26 protein-coding genes, 1 tRNA gene and 1 pseudogene are annotated in these 23857 nt (G+C 68.4%); 10 read left to right on the top strand and 18 right to left on the bottom strand.

Translation table 11 applies throughout. The features are described 5' to 3' along the window. Positions 1 to 10: 10 nt before the first annotated feature. The 4 genes from Ga0609869_RS13330 to Ga0609869_RS13345 all read right to left on the bottom strand — a co-directional run bounded on the left by Ga0609869_RS13330 (position 11) and on the right by Ga0609869_RS13345 (position 3122). Positions 11 to 253, bottom strand: coding sequence for a GTA head formation protein, RCAP_rcc01685 family (locus Ga0609869_RS13330; RefSeq protein ID WP_125405064.1), 243 nt, complete (start codon positions 251 to 253; stop codon positions 11 to 13). After that, positions 250 to 1422: a phage portal protein gene (locus Ga0609869_RS13335; protein WP_125405061.1), complete on the bottom strand. Its 1173-nt coding sequence runs from the start codon at positions 1420 to 1422 to the stop codon at positions 250 to 252. Before Ga0609869_RS13335 ends, Ga0609869_RS13330 begins: the two co-directional genes overlap by 4 nt. 124 nt (positions 1423 to 1546) lie before the next feature. After that, positions 1547 to 2869, bottom strand: coding sequence for a DNA-packaging protein (locus Ga0609869_RS13340; RefSeq protein ID WP_245972271.1), 1323 nt, complete (start codon positions 2867 to 2869; stop codon positions 1547 to 1549). Next, complete coding sequence (locus Ga0609869_RS13345; RefSeq protein ID WP_125405058.1) at positions 2826 to 3122, bottom strand: hypothetical protein; 297 nt, start codon at positions 3120 to 3122, stop codon at positions 2826 to 2828. The genes Ga0609869_RS13340 and Ga0609869_RS13345 overlap by 44 nt, the downstream gene beginning before the upstream one ends. Before the next feature lie 471 nt (positions 3123 to 3593). Here Ga0609869_RS13345 and Ga0609869_RS13350 point away from each other — a divergent pair, with 471 nt between their 5' ends. After that, a complete protein-coding gene (locus Ga0609869_RS13350) occupies positions 3594 to 3803 on the top strand; it encodes a hypothetical protein (RefSeq protein ID WP_245972257.1) in 210 nt (69 codons plus the stop codon). Positions 3804 to 3818: 15 nt separating this feature from the next. Here Ga0609869_RS13350 and mltG read toward each other — a convergent pair whose 3' ends face one another. Together mltG and fabF are read right to left on the bottom strand one after the other, a co-directional pair. Then, complete coding sequence (mltG, locus tag Ga0609869_RS13355) at positions 3819 to 4973, bottom strand: endolytic transglycosylase MltG (protein ID WP_125405055.1); 1155 nt, start codon at positions 4971 to 4973, stop codon at positions 3819 to 3821. Beyond that, on the bottom strand, positions 4973 to 6235 hold the full coding sequence (gene fabF, locus Ga0609869_RS13360) for a beta-ketoacyl-ACP synthase II (protein ID WP_125405052.1): 1263 nt from the start codon (positions 6233 to 6235) through the stop codon (positions 4973 to 4975). The genes mltG and fabF overlap by 1 nt, the downstream gene beginning before the upstream one ends. 178 nt (positions 6236 to 6413) lie before the next feature. Between fabF and Ga0609869_RS13365 the strand changes: the two genes are divergently transcribed. After that, a complete protein-coding gene (locus Ga0609869_RS13365) occupies positions 6414 to 7001 on the top strand; it encodes a hypothetical protein (protein ID WP_125405049.1) in 588 nt (195 codons plus the stop codon). 70 nt (positions 7002 to 7071) lie between these two features. Here the strand turns inward: Ga0609869_RS13365 and Ga0609869_RS13370 are convergent, their stop codons facing one another. The 6 genes and pseudogenes from Ga0609869_RS13370 to Ga0609869_RS13395 all read right to left on the bottom strand — a co-directional run bounded on the left by Ga0609869_RS13370 (position 7072) and on the right by Ga0609869_RS13395 (position 11629). After that, positions 7072 to 7305 carry an acyl carrier protein gene (locus Ga0609869_RS13370; protein WP_125405046.1) on the bottom strand — a complete coding sequence of 78 codons (234 nt, stop codon included), beginning with the start codon at positions 7303 to 7305 and terminating at the stop codon, positions 7072 to 7074. Positions 7306 to 7488: 183 nt separating this feature from the next. Then, entirely contained in the window at positions 7489 to 8226 is a 738-nt protein-coding gene (gene fabG, locus Ga0609869_RS13375; protein ID WP_125405043.1) for a 3-oxoacyl-ACP reductase FabG, read from the bottom strand. Between the two features lie 11 nt (positions 8227 to 8237). After that, entirely contained in the window at positions 8238 to 9182 is a 945-nt protein-coding gene (fabD, locus tag Ga0609869_RS13380) for an ACP S-malonyltransferase (RefSeq protein WP_125405040.1), read from the bottom strand. A 161-nt stretch (positions 9183 to 9343) separates the two neighbouring features. Further along, positions 9344 to 10237, bottom strand: coding sequence for a glycosyltransferase family 92 protein (locus tag Ga0609869_RS13385; RefSeq protein ID WP_125405038.1), 894 nt, complete (start codon positions 10235 to 10237; stop codon positions 9344 to 9346). Between the two features lie 125 nt (positions 10238 to 10362). Then, positions 10363 to 10950 (bottom strand): annotated as a pseudogene (locus Ga0609869_RS13390) (YceI family protein). Between the two features lie 106 nt (positions 10951 to 11056). Beyond that, positions 11057 to 11629: a hypothetical protein gene (locus tag Ga0609869_RS13395; RefSeq protein WP_125405035.1), complete on the bottom strand. Its 573-nt coding sequence runs from the start codon at positions 11627 to 11629 to the stop codon at positions 11057 to 11059. 313 nt (positions 11630 to 11942) lie between these two features. On the opposite strand from Ga0609869_RS13395, the gene rpsF reads away from it, so the two are divergent. From rpsF to rplI, 3 genes are read left to right on the top strand one after another with little or no spacing between them, the layout of a single operon-like run. Beyond that, positions 11943 to 12287, top strand: coding sequence for a 30S ribosomal protein S6 (gene rpsF / locus Ga0609869_RS13400; protein ID WP_125405032.1), 345 nt, complete (start codon positions 11943 to 11945; stop codon positions 12285 to 12287). Positions 12288 to 12316: 29 nt separating this feature from the next. Further along, a complete protein-coding gene (gene rpsR / locus Ga0609869_RS13405; protein ID WP_125405029.1) occupies positions 12317 to 12544 on the top strand; it encodes a 30S ribosomal protein S18 in 228 nt (75 codons plus the stop codon). A gap of 12 nt (positions 12545 to 12556) precedes the next feature. Next, entirely contained in the window at positions 12557 to 13198 is a 642-nt protein-coding gene (gene rplI / locus Ga0609869_RS13410) for a 50S ribosomal protein L9 (RefSeq protein WP_125405026.1), read from the top strand. A gap of 223 nt (positions 13199 to 13421) precedes the next feature. Here rplI and tig read toward each other — a convergent pair whose 3' ends face one another. Then, positions 13422 to 14753, bottom strand: coding sequence for a trigger factor (gene tig / locus Ga0609869_RS13415; RefSeq protein ID WP_125405024.1), 1332 nt, complete (start codon positions 14751 to 14753; stop codon positions 13422 to 13424). 24 nt (positions 14754 to 14777) lie between these two features. Next, a tRNA-Leu gene (locus Ga0609869_RS13420) sits at positions 14778 to 14862 on the bottom strand. A 178-nt stretch (positions 14863 to 15040) separates the two neighbouring features. On the opposite strand from Ga0609869_RS13420, the gene Ga0609869_RS13425 reads away from it, so the two are divergent. Further along, positions 15041 to 15307: a Hint domain-containing protein gene (locus tag Ga0609869_RS13425; protein ID WP_125405022.1), complete on the top strand. Its 267-nt coding sequence runs from the start codon at positions 15041 to 15043 to the stop codon at positions 15305 to 15307. A 165-nt stretch (positions 15308 to 15472) separates the two neighbouring features. Here Ga0609869_RS13425 and Ga0609869_RS13430 read toward each other — a convergent pair whose 3' ends face one another. Then, the gene (locus Ga0609869_RS13430) at positions 15473 to 17182 is read right to left on the bottom strand and encodes an NAD(P)H-hydrate dehydratase (RefSeq protein WP_125405019.1); all 1710 of its coding nucleotides are present in this window, start codon (positions 17180 to 17182) and stop codon (positions 15473 to 15475) included. A gap of 176 nt (positions 17183 to 17358) precedes the next feature. Here Ga0609869_RS13430 and Ga0609869_RS13435 point away from each other — a divergent pair, with 176 nt between their 5' ends. The 4 genes from Ga0609869_RS13435 to Ga0609869_RS13450 all read left to right on the top strand — a co-directional run bounded on the left by Ga0609869_RS13435 (position 17359) and on the right by Ga0609869_RS13450 (position 21710). Beyond that, entirely contained in the window at positions 17359 to 17697 is a 339-nt protein-coding gene (locus Ga0609869_RS13435) for a P-II family nitrogen regulator (RefSeq protein ID WP_125405016.1), read from the top strand. Positions 17698 to 17773: 76 nt separating this feature from the next. Continuing rightward, positions 17774 to 19180: a type I glutamate--ammonia ligase gene (gene glnA / locus Ga0609869_RS13440; protein ID WP_125405013.1), complete on the top strand. Its 1407-nt coding sequence runs from the start codon at positions 17774 to 17776 to the stop codon at positions 19178 to 19180. A gap of 231 nt (positions 19181 to 19411) precedes the next feature. Further along, positions 19412 to 20395 (top strand): hypothetical protein, encoded by a 984-nt coding sequence (locus Ga0609869_RS13445; protein ID WP_125405010.1) that lies wholly within the window; start codon positions 19412 to 19414, stop codon positions 20393 to 20395. A 106-nt stretch (positions 20396 to 20501) separates the two neighbouring features. Continuing rightward, positions 20502 to 21710 (top strand): bifunctional alpha/beta hydrolase/OsmC family protein, encoded by a 1209-nt coding sequence (locus tag Ga0609869_RS13450; protein WP_125405007.1) that lies wholly within the window; start codon positions 20502 to 20504, stop codon positions 21708 to 21710. Here Ga0609869_RS13450 and Ga0609869_RS13455 read toward each other — a convergent pair. From Ga0609869_RS13455 to Ga0609869_RS13465, 3 genes are all read right to left on the bottom strand, one after another. Then, positions 21686 to 22486, bottom strand: a complete 801-nt coding sequence (locus Ga0609869_RS13455; RefSeq protein WP_125405005.1) for a pyrroline-5-carboxylate reductase family protein — start codon at positions 22484 to 22486, stop codon at positions 21686 to 21688. The two genes, Ga0609869_RS13450 and Ga0609869_RS13455, sit on opposite strands and share 25 nt — an antisense overlap. 258 nt (positions 22487 to 22744) lie before the next feature. After that, a complete protein-coding gene (locus Ga0609869_RS13460) occupies positions 22745 to 23344 on the bottom strand; it encodes a biotin transporter BioY (RefSeq protein WP_125405003.1) in 600 nt (199 codons plus the stop codon). Between the two features lie 65 nt (positions 23345 to 23409). After that, on the bottom strand, positions 23410 to 23823 hold the full coding sequence (locus Ga0609869_RS13465) for a DUF6314 family protein (protein WP_125405000.1): 414 nt from the start codon (positions 23821 to 23823) through the stop codon (positions 23410 to 23412). Between the last annotated feature and the right edge of the window lie 34 nt (positions 23824 to 23857).

The raw sequence follows: 23857 nt of genomic DNA on the forward strand, positions 1-23857 counted from the left end.
GTCCCCTTTCTCACGGCAGCCGCGCCACCACCGAGGCCGCGCCTTCCGCCAACACCACGGCCACCACGCCATAGACGGCCAGCCACAGCCGCCGCTCCAGCCGCTCCAGCGCCGTCTCGATCCGCCCCAGCCGGAATTCCAGCGCCGCCCAACGCTCGTCGGCGACCCGTTCGTTCGCGTCGATCCGGGCATTCGCCACCTCGAACGGCGCGTAGAGAAAGCGCGAGCCCGATCGCTCCGGCGTCCCGCTCATGCACCCACCCGTTTCGGCAGGCCCAGCAGCGTGCGCTTTTCGTCCTCGCTCAGGAAATCGGCCGCCGCGATGCGTCGCCAGTGCGCCTCGCGCTCGGCCGCCAGCGCCGGCACCCGGTCGAGATCGGGCGCCAGTTCCACCTCGCCCGCCCCGAAGCGGGCCAGGAATGCGGCCATCGCGCCGGCAACCTTGGCCGCCAGCGGCAGCACCGTCAGCCGGTAAAAGGCCCGGTTGGCCTCCTGGTAATTGGCGTAGGTCGCGTCGCCCGGAATGCCGAGCAGCATCGGCGGCACCCCGAAGGCCACCGCGATCTCGCGCGCTGCCGCCGCCTTGGTCTCCTGAAACTCCATGTCCGAGGGGGAAAAGCCCATCGGCTTCCAGTCGAGCCCGCCTTCCAGCAACATCGGCCGCCCGGCATTGGCCGCCCCCTGGTGATAGCTCAACATCTCGTCCTGCAGCCGTGCGTATTGCTCTTCGCTCAGCGTCCCCTGCCCGTCGGCCCCGCGATAGACGATGGCGCCCGAGGGCCGCGCGGCATTGTCCAGCAGCGCCTTCGACCAGCGCGAGGCCGCGTTGTGCACGTCCAGCGCCGCCGCCGCGGCCTGCATCGGCGACAGCCCGTAATGGTCGTCCTGCGGATGAAAGCTCTTGATATGGCAAACGGGCGGCGCCGCGCCGGTCATGTCGAACCGGTGCTTGCGTCCCCCGACCGCGTAGTCATAGGCCACCGGCCAGCCGTCCGCCCCGGGCACCAGCCGCATCCGGTCCGAGCGCAGCACATGCAGCTCCAGGGGCATCCCGATCTCGCCGCCCACCGCCTCCAGATAGGCGTTGCCCGACAGCAGAAGCTGCCCGTAAAGCGCCTCGAACAGCTCGGCCCGCCCCTGGCCCGGGTTCGGCCGCGCCAACAGCGCCAGCACCGGGTGGGTGTCGTAGCGCCGCGCCGCGTCCTGGCAGGTCAGCGGCAGCGCCGCCGCCGCCTCGGCAATCAGCTTGATCGCGCGAAACCCCACCGGGTTGCCGGAAAACCCGGTCTTGGTCAGCGACACCGTATCGCGCGGCGTCCAGGCCGCCCGGCCCGCACCAGCCCAGGCGATCACCGCGCCGGTCGCGCTGGCCTTGGCCTCGGGCGCCCGCGCCGCCGCCCGCCGGAAAGGATTGATCTTCATCTCGCTACGCTCCTCGCATGACCCATCGCGCGCGCCCGCCGCCCGGACCCGCCGCCCCCAGTTCTTCTGGCCTGAAATATCCCCGCCGGAGGCGGCCCCGCCCCCTCGGCCTGCGCGGCGCTGGCTAAAGCTCGCGCAGCCGCGGCCGCCGCCAACGGGCGGCCGGCGCGATCATCAGCTCGTGAATCGCCCAGACCAGCGCGTCCACCCGGTCCGGGCTGCCCCGCCCCTCGAAACCCTGCGCCGTCATCCGGCACATCTGGTCCTCCAGCGCGTCGAGCCCTTGCAGGTGCTTCACCCGCCCCTGCTCGTAGAGCGCCGCCACCGGCTCGGCCCGCGCCGCCTTGCCCCGCGCGGCCCTGACCGCGCGGAACGGCACCAGCGGGTCGATCTGCCGGATCACGCTTTCCACCAGGTCGCCGCCCTGGTTGACCTCGGCCACCAGCCGCTCCGCCCCGTGGCGCTCCATCGCCGCGATGGCCGCCTCGGCCCAGGCGGCAGGCGCCGCGCCCGCGACGCTGGCATCCTCCAGCACCACCGCGCGCCAGTCCTGCGGCGGCCCCTCGACCGTTGCTCCGACGACGACAATCCCGCATTCGTCCGAGGTCTTGTTTCCGGTCACCGGCGGGTCCACCGCCACCACGACCCGGTCCAGCGGCCCGGCCTCGGCCACCCGCGCCGCGTCGAGCCCCGAGAGCGACCAGAGCGCCCCCTCGGCCTGGTCCAGCAGCACCCCGTCCAACTCCTGCCGGCCCAGCCGCGTGCCCGCATAGCGCGCCCGCACCTCGGCCAGGAAGCTCGCCGCCAGGTGCGCCCGGTTCGCCTCGGTCGCGGCATGGCGCGCCACCGTCGAGGGCTGCGCGAGGATGTCCCTCAGCACCGCCACGTTGCGCGGCGTTGTCGTCACGCATTGCCGTGGATACGGGCCCAGCCGCAGCCCGAATTGCAGCATGTCCCAGGTCGCCTCGGCCTTGGGCCACTTGGCCAGTTCGTCGGCCCAGGCGGCATCGAATTGCGGGCCCCGCAACCGCTCGGGGTCATGCGCCGAATAAAGCTGCGCCACCGCCCCGTTGGGCCAGACCAGCCGCCGCCGCGTCGCCTCCCATGTCGGGCGGCGGTCGGGGGGAGAGCAGGCCAGGATGCCGCTCTCCCCGAACACCATCACCTCGCGCGCCTGTTCGATGGTCTCGCCCACCAGCGCCACCCGCCGCGCCCGCCCCTGGTCCAGCGGCCGCGCACCCTCGACCTGCGCGCGCACCCATTCCGCACCCGCCCGCGTCTTGCCCGCGCCGCGCCCGCCCAGGATCACCCAGGTCCGCCACGGCCCCTCGGGCGGCAGCTGGTGCGGCATCGCCCAGAACTCGAAAAGGTAGGGCAGCGCCAGCAGCGCCCCCTCGCTCAACTCATTCAGGAACGCCTCGCGCTGCTTGGGCGGCGCGGAGGCGATCCAGTCGGCGCCCGATCTCGGCGCGCGCTTCGGCAAGGTCGAGCGCGTATCCGCACTCGCCCCCGGTTTCGGTTCTGAGACGCTTTTCAACTCGTTCCCTTTCGTCGAACGCGGTCTGGGCCGCCTTGCCAAGGTCGCTCAATGCGCCCTTCAACGCCTTCGCGCGCTGTGAATGGCCGGCCTCGATCTCGCCGATAATCGCGTCGAGCGCGTGAATCGTACGGCGGTAATGGGCCTCGGCCTCTTCAAGCACCGCCTGGGCCGCCGCCTCGCCCCGGAGGGCCGTAATAACTGTCATTCCTGTTTCGATCCGCTTCTCATGCCCCGCCGCACGAGAGAAATGAAAAAGCGGCCCGGGGGTTGCCCCCTGGCCGCTTGCCCACTTCTTCCAGCTTGCCCAAAGGTATACCCGGGACCGCCCGCAGAGTCAAGAAGTTTATTATTAACAAAGGGTTAATGGAAAATGAGCGGCCATGTCAGGGCACCGGGCTTGACCGCCAGACCCGGCCAAAAGAATGATAAGATCGGCCAGTCAGCACAGCCTGGCGGGCGCCTGCCACTGGCCCCGCGGCCCCCGCCCGAAAAGAGTTGGACACCACATGCCCCGATCCCTGCAAGGGCTCGTCGAACGCCAGATCGCCAAGGCAATCGCCGAGGGCAAGCTCGATCATCTAAAGGGGGTCGGCCATCGCTCCCGGACAGGTCCGGCGCGGCCTTCACCGACATGGCCACCCAGGTGGCGGTTCGGATCATGGCCGACGCGGGCGCGCTGCCCGAGGCGTTCGAGTTCAAGAAACTCCTCGCGGGGGCGAAACTGGCGTACAGAAGCGCCGAGACCACGGAAGAAAAGCGCCTCGCCATGGCGCTGATCGCAAAACTGGACCAACGCTACAACATCGCCGTGGACGCGCGGCGCAGGTTCATGGCGCCGTAGCGCGCGCCCCTCGCCCTAGTTTCCCCCGCGCTCGGCCTCGATCTCGCGCCAGCGGGCGACGTTCTCGTTATGCTCGGCCAGGGTCTCGGCAAAGGCGTGCCCCCCGGTCCCGTCGGCCACGAAGTAGAGGAAATCGGTCTCGTCCGGGTTCAGCGCCGCCGCGATCGAGGCCCTGCCGGGGTTGGCGATCGGCGTGGGCGGCAGCCCGTCGATGACATAGGTGTTCCACCGCGTGTTCGAGCGCAGCTCGCTTTGGCGCAAGCCCCGGCCAAGCGGCGCGCGGCCCTCGGTCAGCCCGTAGATCACCGTTGGGTCCGTCTGCAGGCGGATGCCCTGGTTCAGGCGGTTTATGAACACGCTGGCGACCTGACCGCGCTCTTGCGGCACACCGGTCTCCTTTTCCACGATCGAGGCCAGGATCAGCGCCTCCTCGCGGCTGTCCAGCGGCAGACCTTCTTCGCGCTCGGCCCACAGCTCGTCCAGGATCGCGGCCTGTCGCTGCTGCATCCGCGCGATCAGCTCTTCGCGTTCCGCGCCCCGCGTCACCTCGTAGCTGTCGGGGGCAAGGCTGCCCTCGGCGGGCAGCTCGGCCACCGCGCCCTCAAGGAACTCGGCCGATTTCAGCTCTTCGACCACCTGCCAGCTGGTCACCCCCTCGGCCAGCGTCACGCGGTAGCGCAGATCCGCGCGCGCGGCCAGCTCCGCATAGCCCTCGGGGGCGGCCTCCGCGCCCGGATCGTACTCTATGGTCACCTCGTAGCGCTCGGTCTCGGGGTTCAACTCGCGCACCTGCACCTCGGCATTGGCGATGCCGATGCGGAAATTCAACTCGGTGCCGCAGGTCGACCGCCCGCTCTGGGTGATGGCCGCCGTGATTTCGTCCATCGAGGCGCCGGGCCGCACCAGGAAGCTGCCGGCCTTCAGTTGCCCCGACCGGCCGGTGTAATCCGCCCCCAGCCGAAAGATCGCCGGGTGGGTCACCGCGCCCTCGGCCGCCAGCTGCTCGGACACGCGCGACAGCGTCGCGCCGCGCTCCACGCGCAGGCAGATCGCCTGTTCCAGCGGGCCCGGCTGGGTGTATTGCCGCTGCCCCCACAGCACCAGCCCCGCGCCGCAAAACAGCACCACGACCAGCAGGGTCAGACCGTTGGAGGCTACCGCGCGCCACATCAGCCTTCGACCCGCCCCATCACGAGCGACGCGTTGGTGCCGCCAAAGCCGAAGGAATTGGACAGGACCACGCTGATCTCGCGCTCGACCGCCGCCTTCGGCGCCAGGTCGATGCGCGTGCCCTCGGGCGGGGTGTCGAGGTTCAGCGTCGGCGGCGCCATCTGGTCACGCAGGGCCAGCACGCAGAAGATCGCCTCGACCGCGCCGGCCGCACCCAGAAGGTGCCCGACCGAGGATTTGGTCGAGGACATTGTGGTCGTCTCGGCGCTCTCGCCCAGCAGACGTTCCACTGCACCCAACTCGATCGTGTCGGCCATCGTCGAGGTGCCGTGGGCGTTGATGTAATCCACATCCGCCGGCGTAAGTTTGGCGTGGCGCAACGCGGCCTGCATCGACCGGAAACCGCCCTCGCCGTCCTCGGCCGGCGCGGTGATGTGATAGGCGTCGCCCGACATTCCGTAGCCCAGAACCTCGGCATAGATCTTGGCGCCGCGGGCCTTCGCGTGCTCGTATTCCTCCAGCACCACCACGCCCGCGCCTTCGCCCATCACGAACCCGTCGCGGTCGGCGTCCCAGGGGCGCGAGGCCGTGTGGGGTGCGTCGCCACGCTTGGTCGACAGCGCCCGCGCGGCGTTGAACCCGGCAACGCCGATCTCGGAAATCGGGCTCTCCGCGCCGCCGGCCACCATCACGTCGGCATCGCCGAACATGATCAGCCGCGAGGCGTCGCCGATGGCGTGCGCACCGGTGGAGCAGGCCGTCACAACCGCATGGTTCGGGCCCTTGAAACCAAATCGGATCGACACCTGCCCCGAGACAAGATTGATCAGCGCGCCGGGGATGAAGAAGGGCGAAACGCGCCGCGGCCCCCGCTCCTTGATCAGCACCGCCGTGTCGGCGATCGAGTTCAGACCGCCGATTCCCGACCCGATCATCACGCCGGTGCGCTCGCGCCCCTCGGTGTCCTCGGGCATCCAGCCGGAATCGCGCACCGCCTGATCGGCCGCGGCAATTCCGTAGAGAATGAAATCATCGACCTTGCGCCGCTCCTTGGGCTCCATCCAGTCGTCGGGGTTGAACGTGCCGTCCGACCCGTCGCCATAAGGAATTTCGGCGGCATAGGACGTGGCCAGCCGCGAGGCGTCGAACCGGGTTATGGCGCCGATGCCAGATTGCCCGGCCAACAGCCGCGACCAGGTTTCCTCCACCCCGCAGGCCAGCGGAGAGACCATTCCCAACCCGGTGATCACCACTCGACGCATCTGCCCCCTCCTCGTTCGGCTGCCTCGCCTTGTTCGGCGTTCCTGATACAGCGCAAAACAGTCGGGGGGCAAGGAGTCGTCGGCGCATTCCGCCGAACGCTATGTCGCGACCGCCCGGTTCGGTGTTACAACCCAAGGATCAAACGCAATAGACCGACTCAATTCCGGAGAGACCGCCGTGTCCGAAATCGTAGAAACCGCGCATCTGGGCCATCCCATCAAGGCCGGCAAACTGCCTGGTCGCCAAGACTATCTGGCGCGCGCCTTCACCAAGGGCGGCGAGACCGGCGGCGGTATCGTCGCCCAGACCGAAGGGGCCACCGCCCAGGCGGCCATCCGCGCCCTCAAGGCCAAGCTCGACGCGCTTGAGACGGCGCGCCACGCCGACCGTCGCATCCACCCCGATACCGGCCTCGCGGTGCCCAGCACGCAGGAATATGAAACCGCGCTCCATCGCGCCGCCCTGTCAAAGGCCCAGATCGCCATGCTCCAGGCGCACGCCGCGGCGGGCGAGGATGGCCTGACCGCAGGCGCGCTGGCCGCCGCGGCGGGCTATCGGGGCCACGAAACGGCCAATGCGCTTTACGGAAGGGCCGGTCGGGCCATCGGCGACATCCTCGCCCTGCCCGCCCCGCAGTCGGCCACGCGCGAAGGCGACATCGCCACAATGCTCTTGGCGTTCGGCGGACCCGCCGATCCCGAAACCGGACATTTCGTCTGGGTCATGTACCCCGAGCTGCGCCAGGCGGTTAACGCCGCGCTTTAGCCCGATGCGACAAAAAAGGGCGGGCGCCTTTCCGGCACCCGCCCCTCTGTCGGTCTCAAGGCCCGTCCGTTCAGGCGGCTTCCTTGATGAACTTCACCGCGTCGCCGAAAGTCTGGATGGTCTCGGCCGCGTCGTCCGGGATCTCGATGCCGAACTCTTCTTCGAAGGCCATCACCAGTTCTACCGTGTCCAGGCTGTCGGCGCCGAGGTCGTCGATGAACGAGGCGTTCTCGCTCACCTTGTCTTCCTCCACGCCCAGATGCTCGACAACGATCTTCTTCACGCGATCGGCGATGTCGCTCATGTCAATTCCTCACATGTTCCTCGGGGTCCGTGCCCGTTTCTTGCTGTTGGCCCCAAGGGGCCGCTCCAAGCCCCGCGCTGTGCGGGAAAGTGCCAAGCGCGGGAATGCCCCCGGCAAAAGCTGCGCCGCCTATAGCACATCGTTTCCGCGAGGCAAACGCTTTCGGCCCGCGCCGGAAAGCCACTATAGCATTGCCATGCCGCCGTTTACATGCAGCGTCGCGCCCGTGACGTAACCCGCCTCGGGGCTGGCCAAATAGACCGCCGCGGCGGCGATCTCCTCGGGGTCGCCCATCCGCGCCAGCGGCACCTGCGCCAACAGGCCGGCCTTCTGCTCTTCGGTCAGCTTGTCGGTCATCGGCGTGGTCACGAAACCCGGCGCGATGCAGTTGACCGTGACGTTGCGGCTGGCGACCTCGGCGGCAAGGCTTTTCGACAGCCCCACCAGCCCGGCCTTGGCCGCGGCATAGTTGCACTGGCCCGGATTGCCCGCCGCGCCGACGATGGACCCGATATTGATGATCCGCCCCCAGCGCGCCTTCATCATGCCCCGCAGCACCCCGCGGCACAGCCGCATCTGCGCTGTCAGGTTGATGTCGATCACGCTTTGCCATTCGTCGTCGGACATCCGCAAAAGCAGGTTGTCGCGGGTGATCCCGGCATTGTTGACCAGGATGTCCAGGCTGCCCATCGCCTTGGCCGCGTCCTTGGGCAGCGCCTCGACCGCCGCCGGGTCGGACAGATCGCAGGGCAGAACATGGGCCCGTTCGCCCAGCGCATCCGCCAGCGCCTTGAGCGGCGCCTCCCGCGTGCCCGACAGGGCGACCGTCGCGCCATGCGCATGCAGCGCCCGCGCGATGGACCCGCCGATCCCCCCCGAAGCGCCGGTCACCAGCGCCGCCTTGCCCGTCAGATCGAACATCGCTGTTCCTCTCACCTTGCGGAGTCCGCCGCGGCCTTCGCCTCGTCGGGTGTGCCAACGGTACGCGTCGCCGCGCCTTTGGCGATACGCCGCACCATCCCCGACAAGGCCTTGCCCGCGCCGATTTCCCAGAATTCAGTCACGCCCTGCCGTGCCGTCCATTCGATGGACTCGCGCCAGCGCACCATGCCGGTCACCTGCTCGACCAACAGCGACCGGATCGCCGCCGGGTCGCTGGTGCCCTGGCCCAGCACGTTGGCCACCAGGGGCACCTTGGGCGGCGCGATCGCCACATGGCTCAGCGCCTCGTCCATCGCCGCGGCCGCGGGCCCCATCAATTCGCAATGGAACGGGGCCGAAACCGGCAGCATCACCGCACGCTTGGCCCCGGCCTCTTTCGCCAGCTCCACCGCGCGCTCGACCGCCGCCTTGTTGCCCGACACCACCACCTGCGCCGGGTCGTTGTCATTGGCCGGCTGGCAGGTCGCCTGCGTTTCCTGCGCCGCCGCCTTTGCAAGGCTCTGCACGGTCTCCAGGTCGAGGCCCAGAAGTGCCGCCATCGCGCCCTCGCCCACAGGCACCGCCTGTTGCATCGCCTGGCCGCGGGCGCGCAGCAGCCGCGCCGTGTCGGCCAGCGAAATCGCCCCGGCCGCGCAAAGGGCGGAATATTCGCCCAGCGAATGGCCCGCCACATAGAACGCCGACGTCACGCCCACGCCCTCGGCCTCCAGCGCCGCCATCGACGCCATCGAGGTGGCCATCAGCGCCGGCTGGGCGTTCTGCGTCAGTGTCAGTTCCGCGATATCGCCATCCCAGATCAGCGCGCTCAGCTTTTCGTCCAGCGCCGCGTCGACCTCGTCGAACACCGCGCGCGCCGCCGGGTAGGTCTCGGCCAGCGCCCGGCCCATGCCGATCGTCTGGGCGCCCTGCCCGGGAAAAATGAATGCTCGGCTCATCCCCTGCCTCCAGCAGAATTTCGCACGGGTCTACCCGCTCGACCGGCGCTTCACAAGACGCGGGCCGGCGCAATCCGGCCGCACCCCGCCCCGCCCGGGCGGTAAAATTGCGTTGGCTTTCCCGTCGGGTTAGCGCCCGCGCCGCGATACAACCCGAGCGGTCAGCCGGCCCGCTCCAGAAACGCCAGCGCGCAGCGGTCCTCGACCTCGTCGGCCTCGATATTGGCCACGTTGCGCCGCACCCGCGCGGCATGCCGGCGCGCCGCGACCGTGCGGTTGGACCCGCGGGCGATCTTGGCCACCAGCTCGGCCTCGGATCGGGTGTAGTAGTGGTTCAGCTGAATCCGCTCGGCCGAGTAGAACGCCCGCTGCACCCGGTCCTTCACCGCAAACCGTTCGCCCCGGTCATTCCAGGTCACGGCCTGCCCGTCGACGTCGAACTGATGCACCTTGGCCGCCGTCACCCGCGCCGGGTCGAACAGGCACTTGAAATTGGTCACGCCGCGCGCGCCGCTCATGGGGTCGGCCGCACGGCGGGTGTAATTGGCCAGAACACCCCCCTCGGGCGGCACCTGGTGCCCGTTGCGCCCGAAATTGTGCCACGGCAGCGAGATGTTGGGGCACTCCGCCAACCCCGCCAGCGCCGCGTTCAGATCGCCCGCCCCCTTGGGCACCAGAAACTCGTCGGCGTCGATGCACCCCATCCACCGGAAGCGCGGGCCGAAATTGCAGATCGCATGGGCATAGGCCAGCACCTGGTTGTGAATCTCCCGGCCGCTTCCGGCTTCGGAAAGCTTTTGCGCCCAGGGCACCACGCTCAGCGCGTCGCCCAGTTCGCGCGACAGCACCTGCATCGTGGCGTCGGTGCAGCCATTGTCGTAGGCGAGCACATGGGCCACGCCGGCGGCGCGGTGAAACGCCGCCCACTCGCCGATATGGCGCGCCTCGTTGCGGACGATCAGCACCAGCGCCAGCCCGGACCGCGCGGCCAGCGGCACAGGCGGCGCGAAGGCCAGCTTGGTGACGGCCCGAGGTGAAAACAGCCCTGCCAGCATCGCGCACCTTTCCTCCCGCCGCGGCCCCGGCCCAGTCCTAGCCCGCCACGGCGGGTCAGGCCAGCCCACAGCGAAACGCCGCCGCGATGGGGCGCGGCGGCGTTTAGCGTCCGGGCACGACGGGCTCAGCTATCGCTGGGCTCATCCCGCATCGCCTCGATGGAGATCCGCAGCTCGACCTCGTCGCTGACCGCGGGCACATAGGCCCCCAACCCGAAATCGCTGTGCTTCAGCGTGGTCGTGGCGAAAAAGCCGGCCCAGGGTTTCTCGGCCATCGGATGCATCCCCTGCTGGGTCAGCCGTGCGTCCAGCACGACCGGCCGGGTCACGCCGTTCAGCGTAAACTCGCCGATGATCAGCGCGGTCTCATCGCCGGTGACCTCGATACCTGTCGAGGTGTAGGTGACGTTCTCGTCCGGGCTTGCGCCGAAGAAATCTTCCGACATCAAATGCTCGAACCGCGCTTGCCAGCCGGTAAACATGCTGGTCTCGGGAAACGCCACCGAGACCGACGATTGTTCCGGCGCCGCGCGGTCGAACACGATCTCGCCCTCGCCGCCCGAGAACATCCCCCAAGTCGTGGAAAAGCCCAGATGCTCTTAAGAAAAGAGGTTCTGGCTGTAGCTCGAATCCAGCACGCATTTCTGCCGCTCGGCCATGGCGGGCGCGGCGGCCAAGGCGGCCACGGCCGCTGCGAACACGGATTTCTTCACCTGCGATACTCCGTTGCGTGATACGATATCGAAGATGTCATCCGCTGGCGCGCATGGCCAAGTCCCCAGGGCTCAACGGCCGGTATTCGCTGGCGAACAGCGTTTGTCAGGCGGCCTCGCCGTCGGGCTCGGACGGCCGGATCTTGTGGCCCACCTTTTCCCAACCGTCGGCAACCGGCATGACCGGGCGCAGATCGCCCGCGATCCGTCCATGCAGCACCGCCAGGGCCGCCGCGCTGCCGCGCATCAGCTCGACATCCCAGCGATTTCCCGCCACGCGCAGGCACAGCCGCGCCGGTCTGCCGGGCTCGGCCGAGCGTTTGACGAACAGGCTGGTGATCTCGGCGAAGGCGAAACTGCGCACGATGCGCGCCTTGCCGCGGCGGTTGGTGGTGGTCAGCCGCAGACGCCGGCGCTCCAGATCGACCTGGATGTCGTGGCGCAGGCCGCGTTCGGAAATCCAAACGAAGGCAAGCCCCGCAGACGCCAGCCCGAAGCTCGACGCCAGCCGCTCCATCGGCGTGTGCATGACAACATCGGCATCGGGAAAGAACCAGTGGCCCACGGCCAGCACGAAGAAGGTCAGCCCGGCAATCGCCGAAACCCGTTCGATGAGGGCGGCCCGATCGTTGAAGGTCGTGCCGGATCGAAACACGTAGCCCCAGTTGGTTTCACACACACAAACATGCATTGGCCGGGCACGCGTCACCCCCAAACTCGGATGTGTCGAGAGAACGGTCATCGCGGAGTGCTCCATTTTCTTTGTTTGCGCGCAAACTGGCAGCCGAATGCGGCACCACTTCGCCGTCAACGTGTTAATAATGGAGAAATCCTGCGGCTCGCCCCCCGGCCCTTGCGCGGCGTCGCGCGACGTGTATAACCCGCGCATTCCTTCCGCAGACGTAATGAAGCTCGGTGCAGCCTCTCGTGGGTGGGGCGCGGAAGGTCAGCCCATCCTTTGAAGTGCGCCCGTAAAAAGAACTGGAGTTCGCATGCCGCTTTACGAGCATGTCTTTATCGCGCGTCAGGACCTTTCCAACGCGCAGGCCGAGGGCCTCGTCGAACATTTCTCCACGGTACTGGCTGACAACGGCGGCAAGGTCGTCGACAGCGAATACTGGGGCGTCAAGACGATGGCCTACAAGATCAACAAGAACCGCAAGGGCCACTACGCCTTCATGCGCACCGAATCCCCCGCACCCGCCGTGCAGGAGATGGAGCGCCTCATGCGCCTGCATGACGACGTGATGCGCGTGCTGACCATCAAGGTCGACGAGCACGACGACGGCCCCTCGGTACAGATGCAAAAGCGCGAAGAGCGCCGTGAGCGTCGTTGATACAGAGCCTCAGGAAAGGATTGTAAGACATGGCCGCTAAACCGTTTTTCCGCCGCCGCAAGGTCTGCCCCTTCTCGGGCGACAACGCGCCGAAGATCGACTACAAGGACACCCGCCTGCTGCAGCGCTACGTCTCCGAGCGCGGCAAGATCGTGCCCTCGCGCATCACCGCCGTCTCATCGAAGAAGCAGCGCGAGCTGTCCCGCGCGATCAAGCGCGCCCGCTTCCTCGCCCTGCTGCCCTACGCCGTGAAGTAAGGAACGCGACAGATGGACATCATTCTACTCGAACGCGTGGCCAAGCTCGGCCAGATGGGCGACGTCGTTTCCGTCAAGGACGGCTACGCCCGCAACTTCCTGCTGCCGCAGGGCAAGGCGCTGCGCGCCAACGAGGTCAACATCGCCCGCTTCGAGGCCGAAAAGGCCCAGCTCGAAGCGCGCAACCTCGAAACCCGCAAAGAGGCCGAGGCGATGGCCGCACGGCTGGACGGCCAGCAATTCGTCGTGATTCGCTCGGCCTCCGACTCGGGCGCGCTCTACGGGTCGGTCACGCCACGCGACGCCGCCGACGCGGCCTCCGAAGCCGGCTTTTCCGTCGACCGCAAGCAGGTCGTGCTGACCGCGCCGATCAAGGAGCTGGGCCTGCACAAGCTGGCCGTCGCGCTGCACCCCGAGGTCGAGATCACGATCGAGCTCAACGTCGCCCGCTCGCCCGAAGAGGCCGAGTTGCAGGCCACCGGCAAGTCGATCCAGGACCTCGCCGCCGAGGAAGAGGCCGCCGCCGAGTTCGAAATCTCCGAACTCTTCGAGGACATCGGCTCGGCCGCATCCGAGGATGACGCCCTGGCCGAGGCGATCGAAGAGGAAGAGCGCGAATCCGGCAACGGCGCCAAGTCCGACGACGAGGACTGAACCTCACCGACCGCGATCACGAAGGGCCGCGCCATATGGCGCGGCCCTTCTTCGTTGCGCCGGCCATGGCAGCCAGCCGCGACCCGGCCAGCGACATACCGAATGTGGCGCCGGCAAACCAGGGCCTCACCCAGGTCGATGTCGCGCCGATGGTGCAGCGCCGGCCAAAAGAAAAACGCCGCCCCCAAGGGCGGCGTTTGGATCCTGAGGTCTGGCGGCAGGCCTACTCTTCGTCGAGCGCCTCGACCGCCTTCTCCAGCTCTTCCTTGGAGACCTCCTTTTCGGTCACCTCGGCCAGTTCGAGAATGTAATCGACGACCTTGTCCTCGAAGATAGGTGCGCGGATCTGCTGCTGCAGCGCCTGGTTCTGCCGGACGAACTCGAAGAACTGCTGCTCCTGGCCCGGGTATTGCCGCGCCTGGTTCATCACCGCCTGGGTCATCTCGTTGTCCGACACCTCGATCTCGGCCTTGCGTCCGATCTCGGCCAGCAAGAGCCCCAGCCGCACCCGGCGCTCGGCCAGGGTCAGATGTTCGTCGGTGGGCTCGATCTCGGGATGGTCGTGGCCCTGCACATCGGGGTTGTCTTCGTGCCAGAGCTGGTGCGCGATCTGCTTGGCCTCGGCCTCCAGCAGGCTGGGCGGCACGTCGAAGGCGACGGTCTCGTCCAGCTTGTCCAGCAGCGCGCGCTTCATCACCGCGCGCGCGGCACCGCTGTATTCGTCCTCCAGCCGCTCGGCGATCTGCGCCTTCAGCGCGGCCAGATCCTCGGCGCCGAACTGCTTGGCCAGCTCGTCGTCGATCTCGGCGGGCTTGGGCGCGCGCACCTCCTTGATGGTGCAGTCGAAGGTGGCTTCCTTGCCCTTCAGGTTTTCCGCGCCGTAATCCGCGGGGAAGGACACGGTGACGGTCACCTCCTCGCCTTCCTTGGCCCCGAGTAGCTGGTCCTCGAAACCGGGAATGAAGCTCTGCGAGCCCAGCACCAGCGGGTAATCCTCGGCCGCGCCGCCCTCGAAGGGCTCGCCGTCGACCTTGCCGACGAAATCGATGACCACCTGGTCGCCGTCCTTGGCCTTGGATCCCTTGCGCCGCTTGGCAAAGCTCTGGGCGTTCTCGGCGAGCTTGCCCAGCGCGTCGTCGATCTCGGACTCGCCGGCCTTGGCCACCAGTTTCTCCAGCGCGATCTCCTTGAGCGCGGGCTCGGGGATCTCCGGAAGCGCCTCGTAGGACATCTCGACCTCGACGTCGTCGCCTTCCTTCCAGTCGGGATTGGTGACCTTGACGTCGGGCTGCAGCGCCGGGCGGTCGCCGCATTCCTCGAAATGGGCGTTCATCGCGCCGTCGATGGTCTCTTGCATCGCCTCGCCCAGCAGGCGCTTGCCAAACTGCTTCCTTAGCAGCGCCATCGGCACCTTGCCCTTGCGAAAGCCCTTCATCTCCACCTGCGGCTGCGCCTCGGCCAGCTTCTCGTCGACCTTCGCGTCCAGCTCCGCAGCGGAAACGGTGATCTTGTAGCTGCGTTTCAGGCCGTCATTCAGGGTCTCGGTGACCTGCATCTTTGTCGTCCTTCTCATCCCATCTGGTGCGGGTGGAGGGACTTGAACCCCCACGCCTCGCGGCGCCAGAACCTAAATCTGGTGCGTCTGCCAGTTCCGCCACACCCGCAAAACCACCGGGGCGACCCCGCACCACGAAGGGCCGCCCCGTCAAATCCGCGTCCTTCTAACAAAGCCCCGCCAAGGATGCGAGCGGAAAAAGCGCCCGCTTTCGGGCTCGCCGTCAACCCAATTTTGCCATATTCTCGGCGCAAAAAAGTACAGGCAAACAACGAGCGGGTATTGCGATGTTCGACATGTCCCCCGGGCTGGCGCGGCCGCAGGCGCAGCGCGCCGAGGCCCGAGACCTCGCGATCGGAACCATCGTGCTGACGATGGACGGCGCGCTTCCGGTCGAATTCCTCAGCCCCGGCGACCGTATCGTCACCCGCGCCGGGGCCCGTGTCCTGCGCGACATCCACCACGACGGCGCCTGCCGCTTCGCCCTGCGCTTCGATGCGCCGGAGGTGATCTACGCGGACGGCATGGAAGTCCCCGCCGCCGCGCTGAACTGAGCCCATGTCGCGGCGACCGCCGCGATGCCTTCGGCGAGGGTATTTTGGCCAAGAAGAAGCTACAGGGCGCGCCCTTGCCCCTTCTCTTTGGCCCAAATACCCGAATCCGCCCGGAGGGCGGCAAAAAAGATAGGCTTGCGCCGCAGGCGCGCAATCGGGCGGACGTCACAGGCCTAGGTCGCGGAAAACGCGCGGCAGGGTTTCCGGCAGATCCTCGGCGATGAGGCCGGGACCGAAGGTGCGCGCGGCCTCCACATGCAGCCAGGCGGCGACCTCGACGTGCGGATGCGGGCTGGCGAATGCCTGGGGGGATGCCAAGAGCCCCGCGATCATCCCTGCCAGCACGTCGCCGGCCCCAGCCGTTCCCAGCCAGGGGGCCGCGCGGTCGTAAAGTGCGGCGTGGATCGAGGCCGCCCCGCCGGGGCTGGCGATCACCGTGTCGGGGCCTTTCAGCAGGACGGTGCAGCCGGCGCGCGCGGCCGCCGCGCGGCAGGCCTCCACCTTGGACTGACCGCGCGCGCGCCGCGCGGGCGCGGCGAGATCGGGGAAGAGGCGGGCGAATTCGCCTTCATGGGGCGTGAGCACACAGCGCGCGTGCAGATCGGCGAAAAGCGCGTCGGGATCGTCCGCAAAGCTGGTCAGCGCGTCCGCGTCGAGCACGACGGCACGGGGCGCGGGCGCCCGGGGGGCCGACGCGCAGGCGGCAGCCACCAGCGCCGCGGTGGCCGCGCCCACGCCCAGCCCGGGGCCGAGGCAGACCGCGCTCAACCGTCTATCCGTCAGCATCTCGGCCAGCGCTTCGGCATCGGCCAGCGGGCGCAGCATGATCGCGTCAAGCCGCGCGGCGTTCTCGGCCTGCGCCTCGGGCGGGCAGGCCACCGTCACCAGCCCCGCCCCGACCCTGAGCGCGGCGCGCGCCGCCAGCCGGGCCGCGCCGCCGCGCCCCGGCCCGCCGGCCAGCACCAGCGCATGGCCGCGCGCGTATTTGTGCAGCCCCGGCCCGGGAACGTTCAGCAGAGGCCCCGGCCACATCCGCCCCGGCATCGGCGCGCCGTGCTGGATACGGCCGACGAGACGCACCCTTTCAGCGCTGGGCGGTTGAGACGCAAGCGTCTCGGGGCGGTCCCAGTCGGCCAGCCCGATATCGGCGACGGCGAGCTTGCCCGACGGCATTGGCGGATGGCCGAGGTAGTGGCCGAGCTTGGGCTTGTGAAAGGTGACCGTCAGATCGGCCGAGATGGGCAAGGGCACGTCGGGCGACATGCGGGCGGCCGGGGCGACGCTTTGGACGTCGCCCGCGCGGCCGGCGGTTTGCGGAAGAGCTGGCAACAACATCTCGCCGCTGTCGCAATCGAGCCCAGAGGGGCTGTCGACCGCCACCACCCGGCAGGGCGACGTGCGCAGCCCGCCGGCCTTTCGCTCACGCACCGCGCGGAACGCGCCCACCGCCGCCTCGGGGATCGGCCGGCTGAGCCCGGTGCCGAAGAGCGCGTCGACCAGCAGATCGGGCCGCGCCCCCGCGCCCGCGCTTTCGGGGGCGAGGCCGCGCACCGGCCCCATCGCGGCCCACAGGTCGTGCATCCGCCGCGCGTCGGGCGGCAGCTTGTCCGGGTCGCCCAGCAGGAACAGCTCCACCTGCCAGCCCCGGACGGCCAGCCGGCGGGCGATCACGAAGCCGTCGCCGCCATTGTTACCCGGCCCGCACAGAACCACCGCGCGATGCCGCCCCTCGGCCAGGTCGGGCCACTCGGTGAACACCGCGTCCACCACCGCCCGCCCGGCGCGTTCCATCAGGGTCAGCCCGCTTGACGAACCGCTGGCAATCGCCGCCTGCTCGACGGCGCGCATTTGGGCAGAGGTGAGAAGCTCGGCCATCGCGCCGCCTATCGAGTTTCCAGTTCGCCGCATGAGCAGGCGTTTTGCACAAAATTTAGGCGCACAACTCAGATTTCGCCGGGCGCCAAGCTGCGCGTCATCCTACCCAATTGTCGCGCGCGAGGGAAAGTGGTCTGTCGAGCGGCGAACCGCCAGCAAGCAGGGAGTCGGCACCGGTGAAAAAGATCGAAGCGATCATAAAGCCCTTCAAGCTCGACGAGGTGAAGGAGGCGCTTCAGGAGGCGGGGGTGCAGGGCCTTTCGGTAATCGAGGTCAAGGGCTTTGGCCGCCAGAAGGGCCATACCGAGCTCTACCGCGGCGCGGAATACGTCGTCGATTTCCTGCCCAAGGTCAAAATCGAGGTCGTGCTCTCCGATGATCAGGTTGAGACCGCCGTCGAGGCCATCGTGAACGCAGCCAAGACCGACAAGATCGGTGACGGCAAGATTTTCGTCTCGCCCGTGGAGCAAGCGATCCGCATCCGCACTGGCGAGACCGACGAAGACGCGCTCTGACGCGCGTCGTCGATATGGACCGGTCGGGCGGGCCCGGCCGAGAGCGACCAATCCAGAAAGAAGGGAAAAGGGTCACATGAGCAAAGACGCAGTTCTCAAGACCATCAAGGAAGAGGATGTCGAATACGTCGATATCCGTTTCACCGACCCGCGGGGCAAGCTGCAGCACGTGACGGTGATGGCCGATCTCGTCGATGAGGATTTCCTCGACGAGGGCTTCATGTTCGACGGGTCGTCGATCGCCGGCTGGAAGTCAATCGAAGCCTCGGACATGAAGCTTATGCCCGACACCGAAAGCGCCTATCTCGATCCGTTCTATGCCGAGAAGACGCTTTGCGTGCATTGCTCGATTGTCGAGCCCGACACCGGCGAAGCCTATGAGCGCGACCCGCGCTCGACCGCCGAAAAGGCCGAGGCCTACCTCAAGTCGTCGGGCATCGGCGACGTCTCCTACTGGGGCCCCGAGGCCGAGTTCTTCATCTTCGACGACGTGCGGTTTTCGCTGGAGATGAACAAGGTGTCCTACGAGGTCGACGCGCTCGATGCGTCGTGGAACACCGACACCGAGTACGAGATGGGCAACACCGGGCACCGTCCGGGCGTCAAGGGCGGCTATTTCCCGGTCAACCCGACCGACGACGCGATGGACCTGCGTTCGGAAATGCTGTCGACCATGAAGCGCATGGGCATGAAGGTCGACAAGCACCACCACGAAGTGGCGTCGTGCCAGCACGAGCTCGGCCTGATCTTCGGCAGCCTGACCGAGCAGGCCGACAACCTGCAAAAGTACAAGTACGTCATCCATAACGTGGCCCAGGCCTACGGCAAGTCGGCCACCTTCATGCCCAAGCCCATCGCGGGCGACAACGGCACCGGCATGCACTGCAACATGTCGATCTGGAAGGACGGCAAGCCGCTCTTTGCCGGCGACAAGTACGCCGATCTCAGCCAGGAGGCGCTTTACTACATCGGCGGCATCCTCAAGCACGCCAAGACGCTGAACGCCTTCACCAACCCCTCCACCAACTCCTACAAGCGCCTGATCCCGGGCTTCGAAGCCCCGGTCCTGCGTGCCTACTCGGCGCGCAACCGCTCGGGCTGCGTGCGGATCCCGTGGACGGAAAGCCCCAAGGCCAAGCGCGTCGAGGCCCGTTTCCCCGACCCGGCGGCGAACCCCTACCTCGCCTTCGCGGCGCTCCTGATGGCCGGCCTCGACGGCATCAAGAACAAGATCGACCCGGGCGAGGCGATGGACAAGAACCTCTACGACCTGCCGCCGGAAGAGCTGGAAGGCATCCCGACCGTATGCGCCTCGCTGCGCGAAGCCATCGAGTCGCTCGAGGCCGACCACGACTTCCTGCTGGCCGGCGACGTGTTCACCAAGGACCAGCTCGAAGGCTACATGGAACTCAAATGGGAAGAGATCTACGCCTTCGAACACACGCCGCACCCGGTGGAATTCAAGATGTACTACAGCTGCTGATTGCACGCAGCGCATGACACGATCCTCAGGGCGGTCTTCGGGCCGCCCTTTTTCCTGCGCGCACGTCCCGCGGAAACAATCCGCCGCCCTTGGCGAAGTTGTCGCGAATGTGGCGACCATCGTCGGTTTGGGCCCGCGAACGGGGACAAATTTCTTATCTGCGCCCTACTGTTCCCACAATCGAAGGCCATCTTGGCGTCAACGGAGCTTTTCCGAGCGATGGAGACAAGAATGTCTGATCAACTGACCAGTGCTGCTGCGACGATCCTTTTCACCGTCCCGCAGGACTTCGATTTTGACGGGATGGTCGACGGCCTCAAGCGGCCGTTCCGCAACATTGCACTGGAATTCGACCACACCGAGGCCGACGGGGACCGCGAGGTACTGTTCTCCAGCGACAAGATGCATCTGCGCATTTCGCGCGGGTCCGCGCCGGTCACCGTCGGCGCCCTGCGCCGCGCCGCGGGCAGCTCGGCACGTACCGATACCGGGCTCGACGACATGGAGTTCGCCGAGACGCTGTGCATCGAGGCCGGCAACGGTCCTGGCCGCCCCGGCCAGACCGGCGGCAGCGTGGCCCCTCGGGTGCTGGTCGCGGCCTGCTACCACGTTGTGCGCCACCTTCTGCGCGAAGAGGATGCCGATTTCGTCTATTGGCACCACACCGACAGCGTGTTCATCGCCGACGAGGTGGAAACGCCCACCGTCCAGATCCCCCCTGTCCAGTCCCGCACTCCCCCCCGTGCCGCGGCCGCCGAGGCCCAGCCGAAGGCCGCCACCGCCCGGCCGCGCCGCCCGATCTCGCGCCCGGTCAGCACCCCCCGCCCCGAAATGATCGACGCAGGGGCCTTCGCGCGCAGCGCCGCCGAAGAGAACGAGGCCAACCGAGCCGCCAAGCGCCTGCCCGACATAGCGCCCAACGACGACAACCTGCGCCGCTCGCGCCGGTCGATCTTTGCCAGCGACCTGATCGAGATCGAAAGCGTGAAATTCGAGGCCCCGAAGGAACCCGTGGCCATCCCCGAACAGCTGGCGGTCTACGTCATGTCCGCCACGCTGATGGTGCTGTCCTTCCCGGTCGGCTTCGGCATGTTGATCTACAACATCCTGGCCGGCGAAAGCCTCAAGGCCACGGCCCGGGTGATGGCACTGACCGGCGTGGGCTTCAGCATGAACATGTCCGGCATCACCGATACCGTGATGCAGTTGATCTGAGGCGGGCGGGCGCGCTCACCTTGCCGTCAACCGGGCCCCTCGGGGCTTGCGGCACGCAGCGCGCGCCCACACTCTCGGTCTGAGCAACTCAGCCCGGAGCCCCGCCATGAAGATGGAAAAGATCAGTTTCGAGGGCCATGCCGGCCACGACCTCGCTGCCCGGCTCGACCTGCCAGAGGGACCGCCCAAGGCCACCGCGCTCTTCGCCCACTGCTTCACCTGCGGCAAGGATATCCACGCCGCGCGCCGCATCGCCCAGCGCCTGACCGCGCTGGGCTTTGCCGTGCTGCGCTTCGATTTCACCGGCCTCGGCCATTCCGGGGGCGAGTTCGAGAACACCACCTTCACCAGCAACGTGGCCGATCTGGTCGCCGCCGCGCGGCATCTCGAGGCGCGCGGCCTCGCCCCCGACCTGCTGATCGGCCATTCGCTGGGCGGCGCCGCGATCCTCAAGGCCGCCGCCGACATCCCCTCGGCCCGCGCCGTCGTCACCCTCGCCGCGCCCTTCGACCCCGAGCATGTGACCCAGAACTTCGCCGCGGCCGATCCGCGCATCGACACCCGGGGCGTGATGGAGCTGACCCTCGGCGGCCGGCCCGTGCGGATCGGCCCGGATTTCCTGGAAGACGTGGCCGCCGAATCGCTGGACCCCGCGATCCGCGGCCTCGGCCGCGCGCTTCTGGTGATGCACGCGCCCCGCGACGCGGTGGTGGGCATCGAGAACGCCACCCAGATCTTCACCCACGCGAAGCACCCCAAAAGCTTCGTCACCCTCGACAGCGCCGACCATCTGATCTCGGATGCGGGCGACGCGGAATACGCCGCTGGCGTGATCGCCGCCTGGGCCGCGCGATATGTCGAACTCGAAACGCCCGCGCCGCCCCCCGGCGCGCCCGAGGGCGTCGTCCGCGTCGCCGAGGCCGACCCGGAGGGGTTTTTGCAGGATATCACGTCCGGGGCCCATCACCTGCTGGCCGACGAGCCCGAGGCCTATGGCGGCACCGACCGGGGGCTCTCGCCCTACGGTCTGCTCGCCGCCGCGCTGGGGGCCTGCACCTCGATGACGATCCGCATGTATGCCCGCCGAAAGGGCTGGCCGCTGGCCGATGTCCGGGTCGACGTGACCCATGACAAGGTGCACGCCCAGGACGCCGAGGCCGGCAAGGCGCAAAAGGTCGACCGGTTCCACCGCGAGATCTGCCTGAGCGGCGATCTGGATGACGACCAGCGCACGCGGCTGGTCGAGATCGCGGACAAATGCCCCGTGCACCAGACGCTGGAACGCGCCTCTCAGGTGGAAACGTCGCTCGCCTGACCCAGGGCGCGCGCCCGTTCGGCCGCCGCGTCCAGCCCCTCGGCCAGGGCCGCGGCCAGCGGCCCGGCCCGCAGCACCGTCAGCCCCGCCGCCGTGCTGCCGGCGTAGTCGACCATGGCCTGAACCTGCGCCGCCGGGCCTTCGGGATCGCCGGCCAGGCTCTGCCCCGCGGCGAGGAACAGCTGGCGCACGGCGCGTTCGGCGATCGGCGCCGGCACACCGCGCTCGGTGGCATAACCCTGCATGCAATCCGCGAAATAGGCAACGAAGCCCGGCACCGGCCCGGTCATCGCGGTGAAGAGGTCGATCTGCCTCTCCTCGGCCAGTTCGTCGCTCTCCCCGCAGGCGGCGAAAAGCCCGCCGACCAGCGCCCGGTCGGCCCCCGTCAGCGTACCGCCGCCGAACCAGACCGAATAGGCCAGCCCCCGCGCCGCCGCCGGGCTGGACATCGCGCGCACCACCCGGGCCGCGCCCGTCAGCGCGGCCAGGCGGCGATGGGTGACCCCCGCCATCACCGAGATCACCAGCCTGTCCGGCGCGGCGACGCCGATCCGCCCCGCCTCGGCCGGCGGCACCGACAAGAGGATCACGTCGCACGCCTCGGCCAGTTCCTGCGCGTCTTCCGTGACGCGCACCGCGCGCCCGGCCAGCGGCCCGGCCGTGCCCGAGCGCGACGCGATCCAGAGCGGCCCCTCCGGCACCCCCGCTGCCAGCAAGGCAGCGCCTATAGCGCTGCCCAGCGCGCCGTTGCCCCCGACAATCCCGATCCGTGCCATGCCCCGCCCTCCTGTGCCGCCGCCCAGCCTAAGGCAGCCCGGCAGCGATGCAAGAGGCGGGCGACGGCCCGCCCTCAAAGCCGCGCCACCGCCTGGGGCATGCGCCGGATCGGGGTATTTTTGCCAAGAAGAAGGGCCCGGGCGCGCCCCTGCCCTTCTTCTTGGTCAAAATACCCAAGGTCCGCCCGTGCCGGCGGCGCCACGAAAAAGGGGCGCGGCTTCGTGGCCGCGCCCCTTTGGCATTCGGTGTCCGGCAGATCAGCCGCGGGCGCGTCCGATCAGCTTCCACAGGCCCGGTACCAACAGCGCCGCCAGTGCCAGCTTAAGCGCGTCGCCGATCAGGAACGGCGTAAGCCCCCAGGCGAGGATCGGCTGGTCCCAGCCGTAGAGCTGGCCGAGCCAGAGCAGGCCGGGGATGTAGATCAGCGCGTTGCCGATGAGCATGGCCAGCGCCATGCGGCCGGCCGAGCGGTCCCAGCCGGCGCGGGCGGCGTAGCCCAGCGCGACCACGGCCAGGACGTAGCCCAGCAGATAGCCGCCGGTGCCGCCCATCATGTATTCGAGACCGTTCAACTCGGCCCCCGAGCCCACGAAGACGTCGAAGCCCAGCGCGCCGAGCCCCAGGTAGCCCAGGATCGTGGCAAGCCCCATCCGCGGCCCGTAGGCCGCGCCAACGGTCAGCACCGCGAAGGTGCCCATAGTAATCGGCACCGGCCACATCGGCACCTTGATCTGCGCCGCCACGATGAGCGCCGCGATGCCGGCGATCACCAGCACCGCCTGCCGCACGCGCAGCGCCGCGCCCTGCGCGGGCCAAAGCGTTTCAGCAAGAACCTTGTCGGTCAGGGCCTGGGCCATGATCGGATACTCCCCTTCATTCCGTTCCGCCCGTTTTGCCCGAGCCCCGGGCGGCGCGCAAGCCCTCAGGGTGCCGGGCGGTAGCGGCTTTTCATCCTGTAGCTTTTCGCCGCGCCGTCGACCTGCCAGGCGAGGGTCCAGCCGGGCCAGGCACTGAAATCGTAGGCACCGAGGTAGAGGTCCGGCGGGCAGTCGTGCCGTGCCCGGGGCGTGGCGCCCGGCGCGATGGCGTGAAAGAACCGGCCATCGGCGAAGAAGACCTCGATACCCTCCGCCCCCTGCCGCCATATGTAGCGGCGCGTCGCGGGCATCGGCCGCTGTCCCGGCACGCTCAACATGCCCGTCTCGTCAAGGATCAGCCCGCCGGCGCCGGGCGTGAACACCGCCCGGCCCTCCAGCCGCGCCGCATGGCCCGCCCGTGCGTCCTCGATCACGCGGTCGAGCGTCCATGCGCCCGCGAAAGCCTCAAGTTCCGGCATCGTCCTCCTGCGGCTTGCTGCGCCCGCCCGGGCG

This window comes from Rhodovulum iodosum, assembly GCF_041020385.1.
Classification (GTDB): Bacteria; Pseudomonadota; Alphaproteobacteria; order Rhodobacterales; family Rhodobacteraceae; genus Rhodovulum; species Rhodovulum iodosum.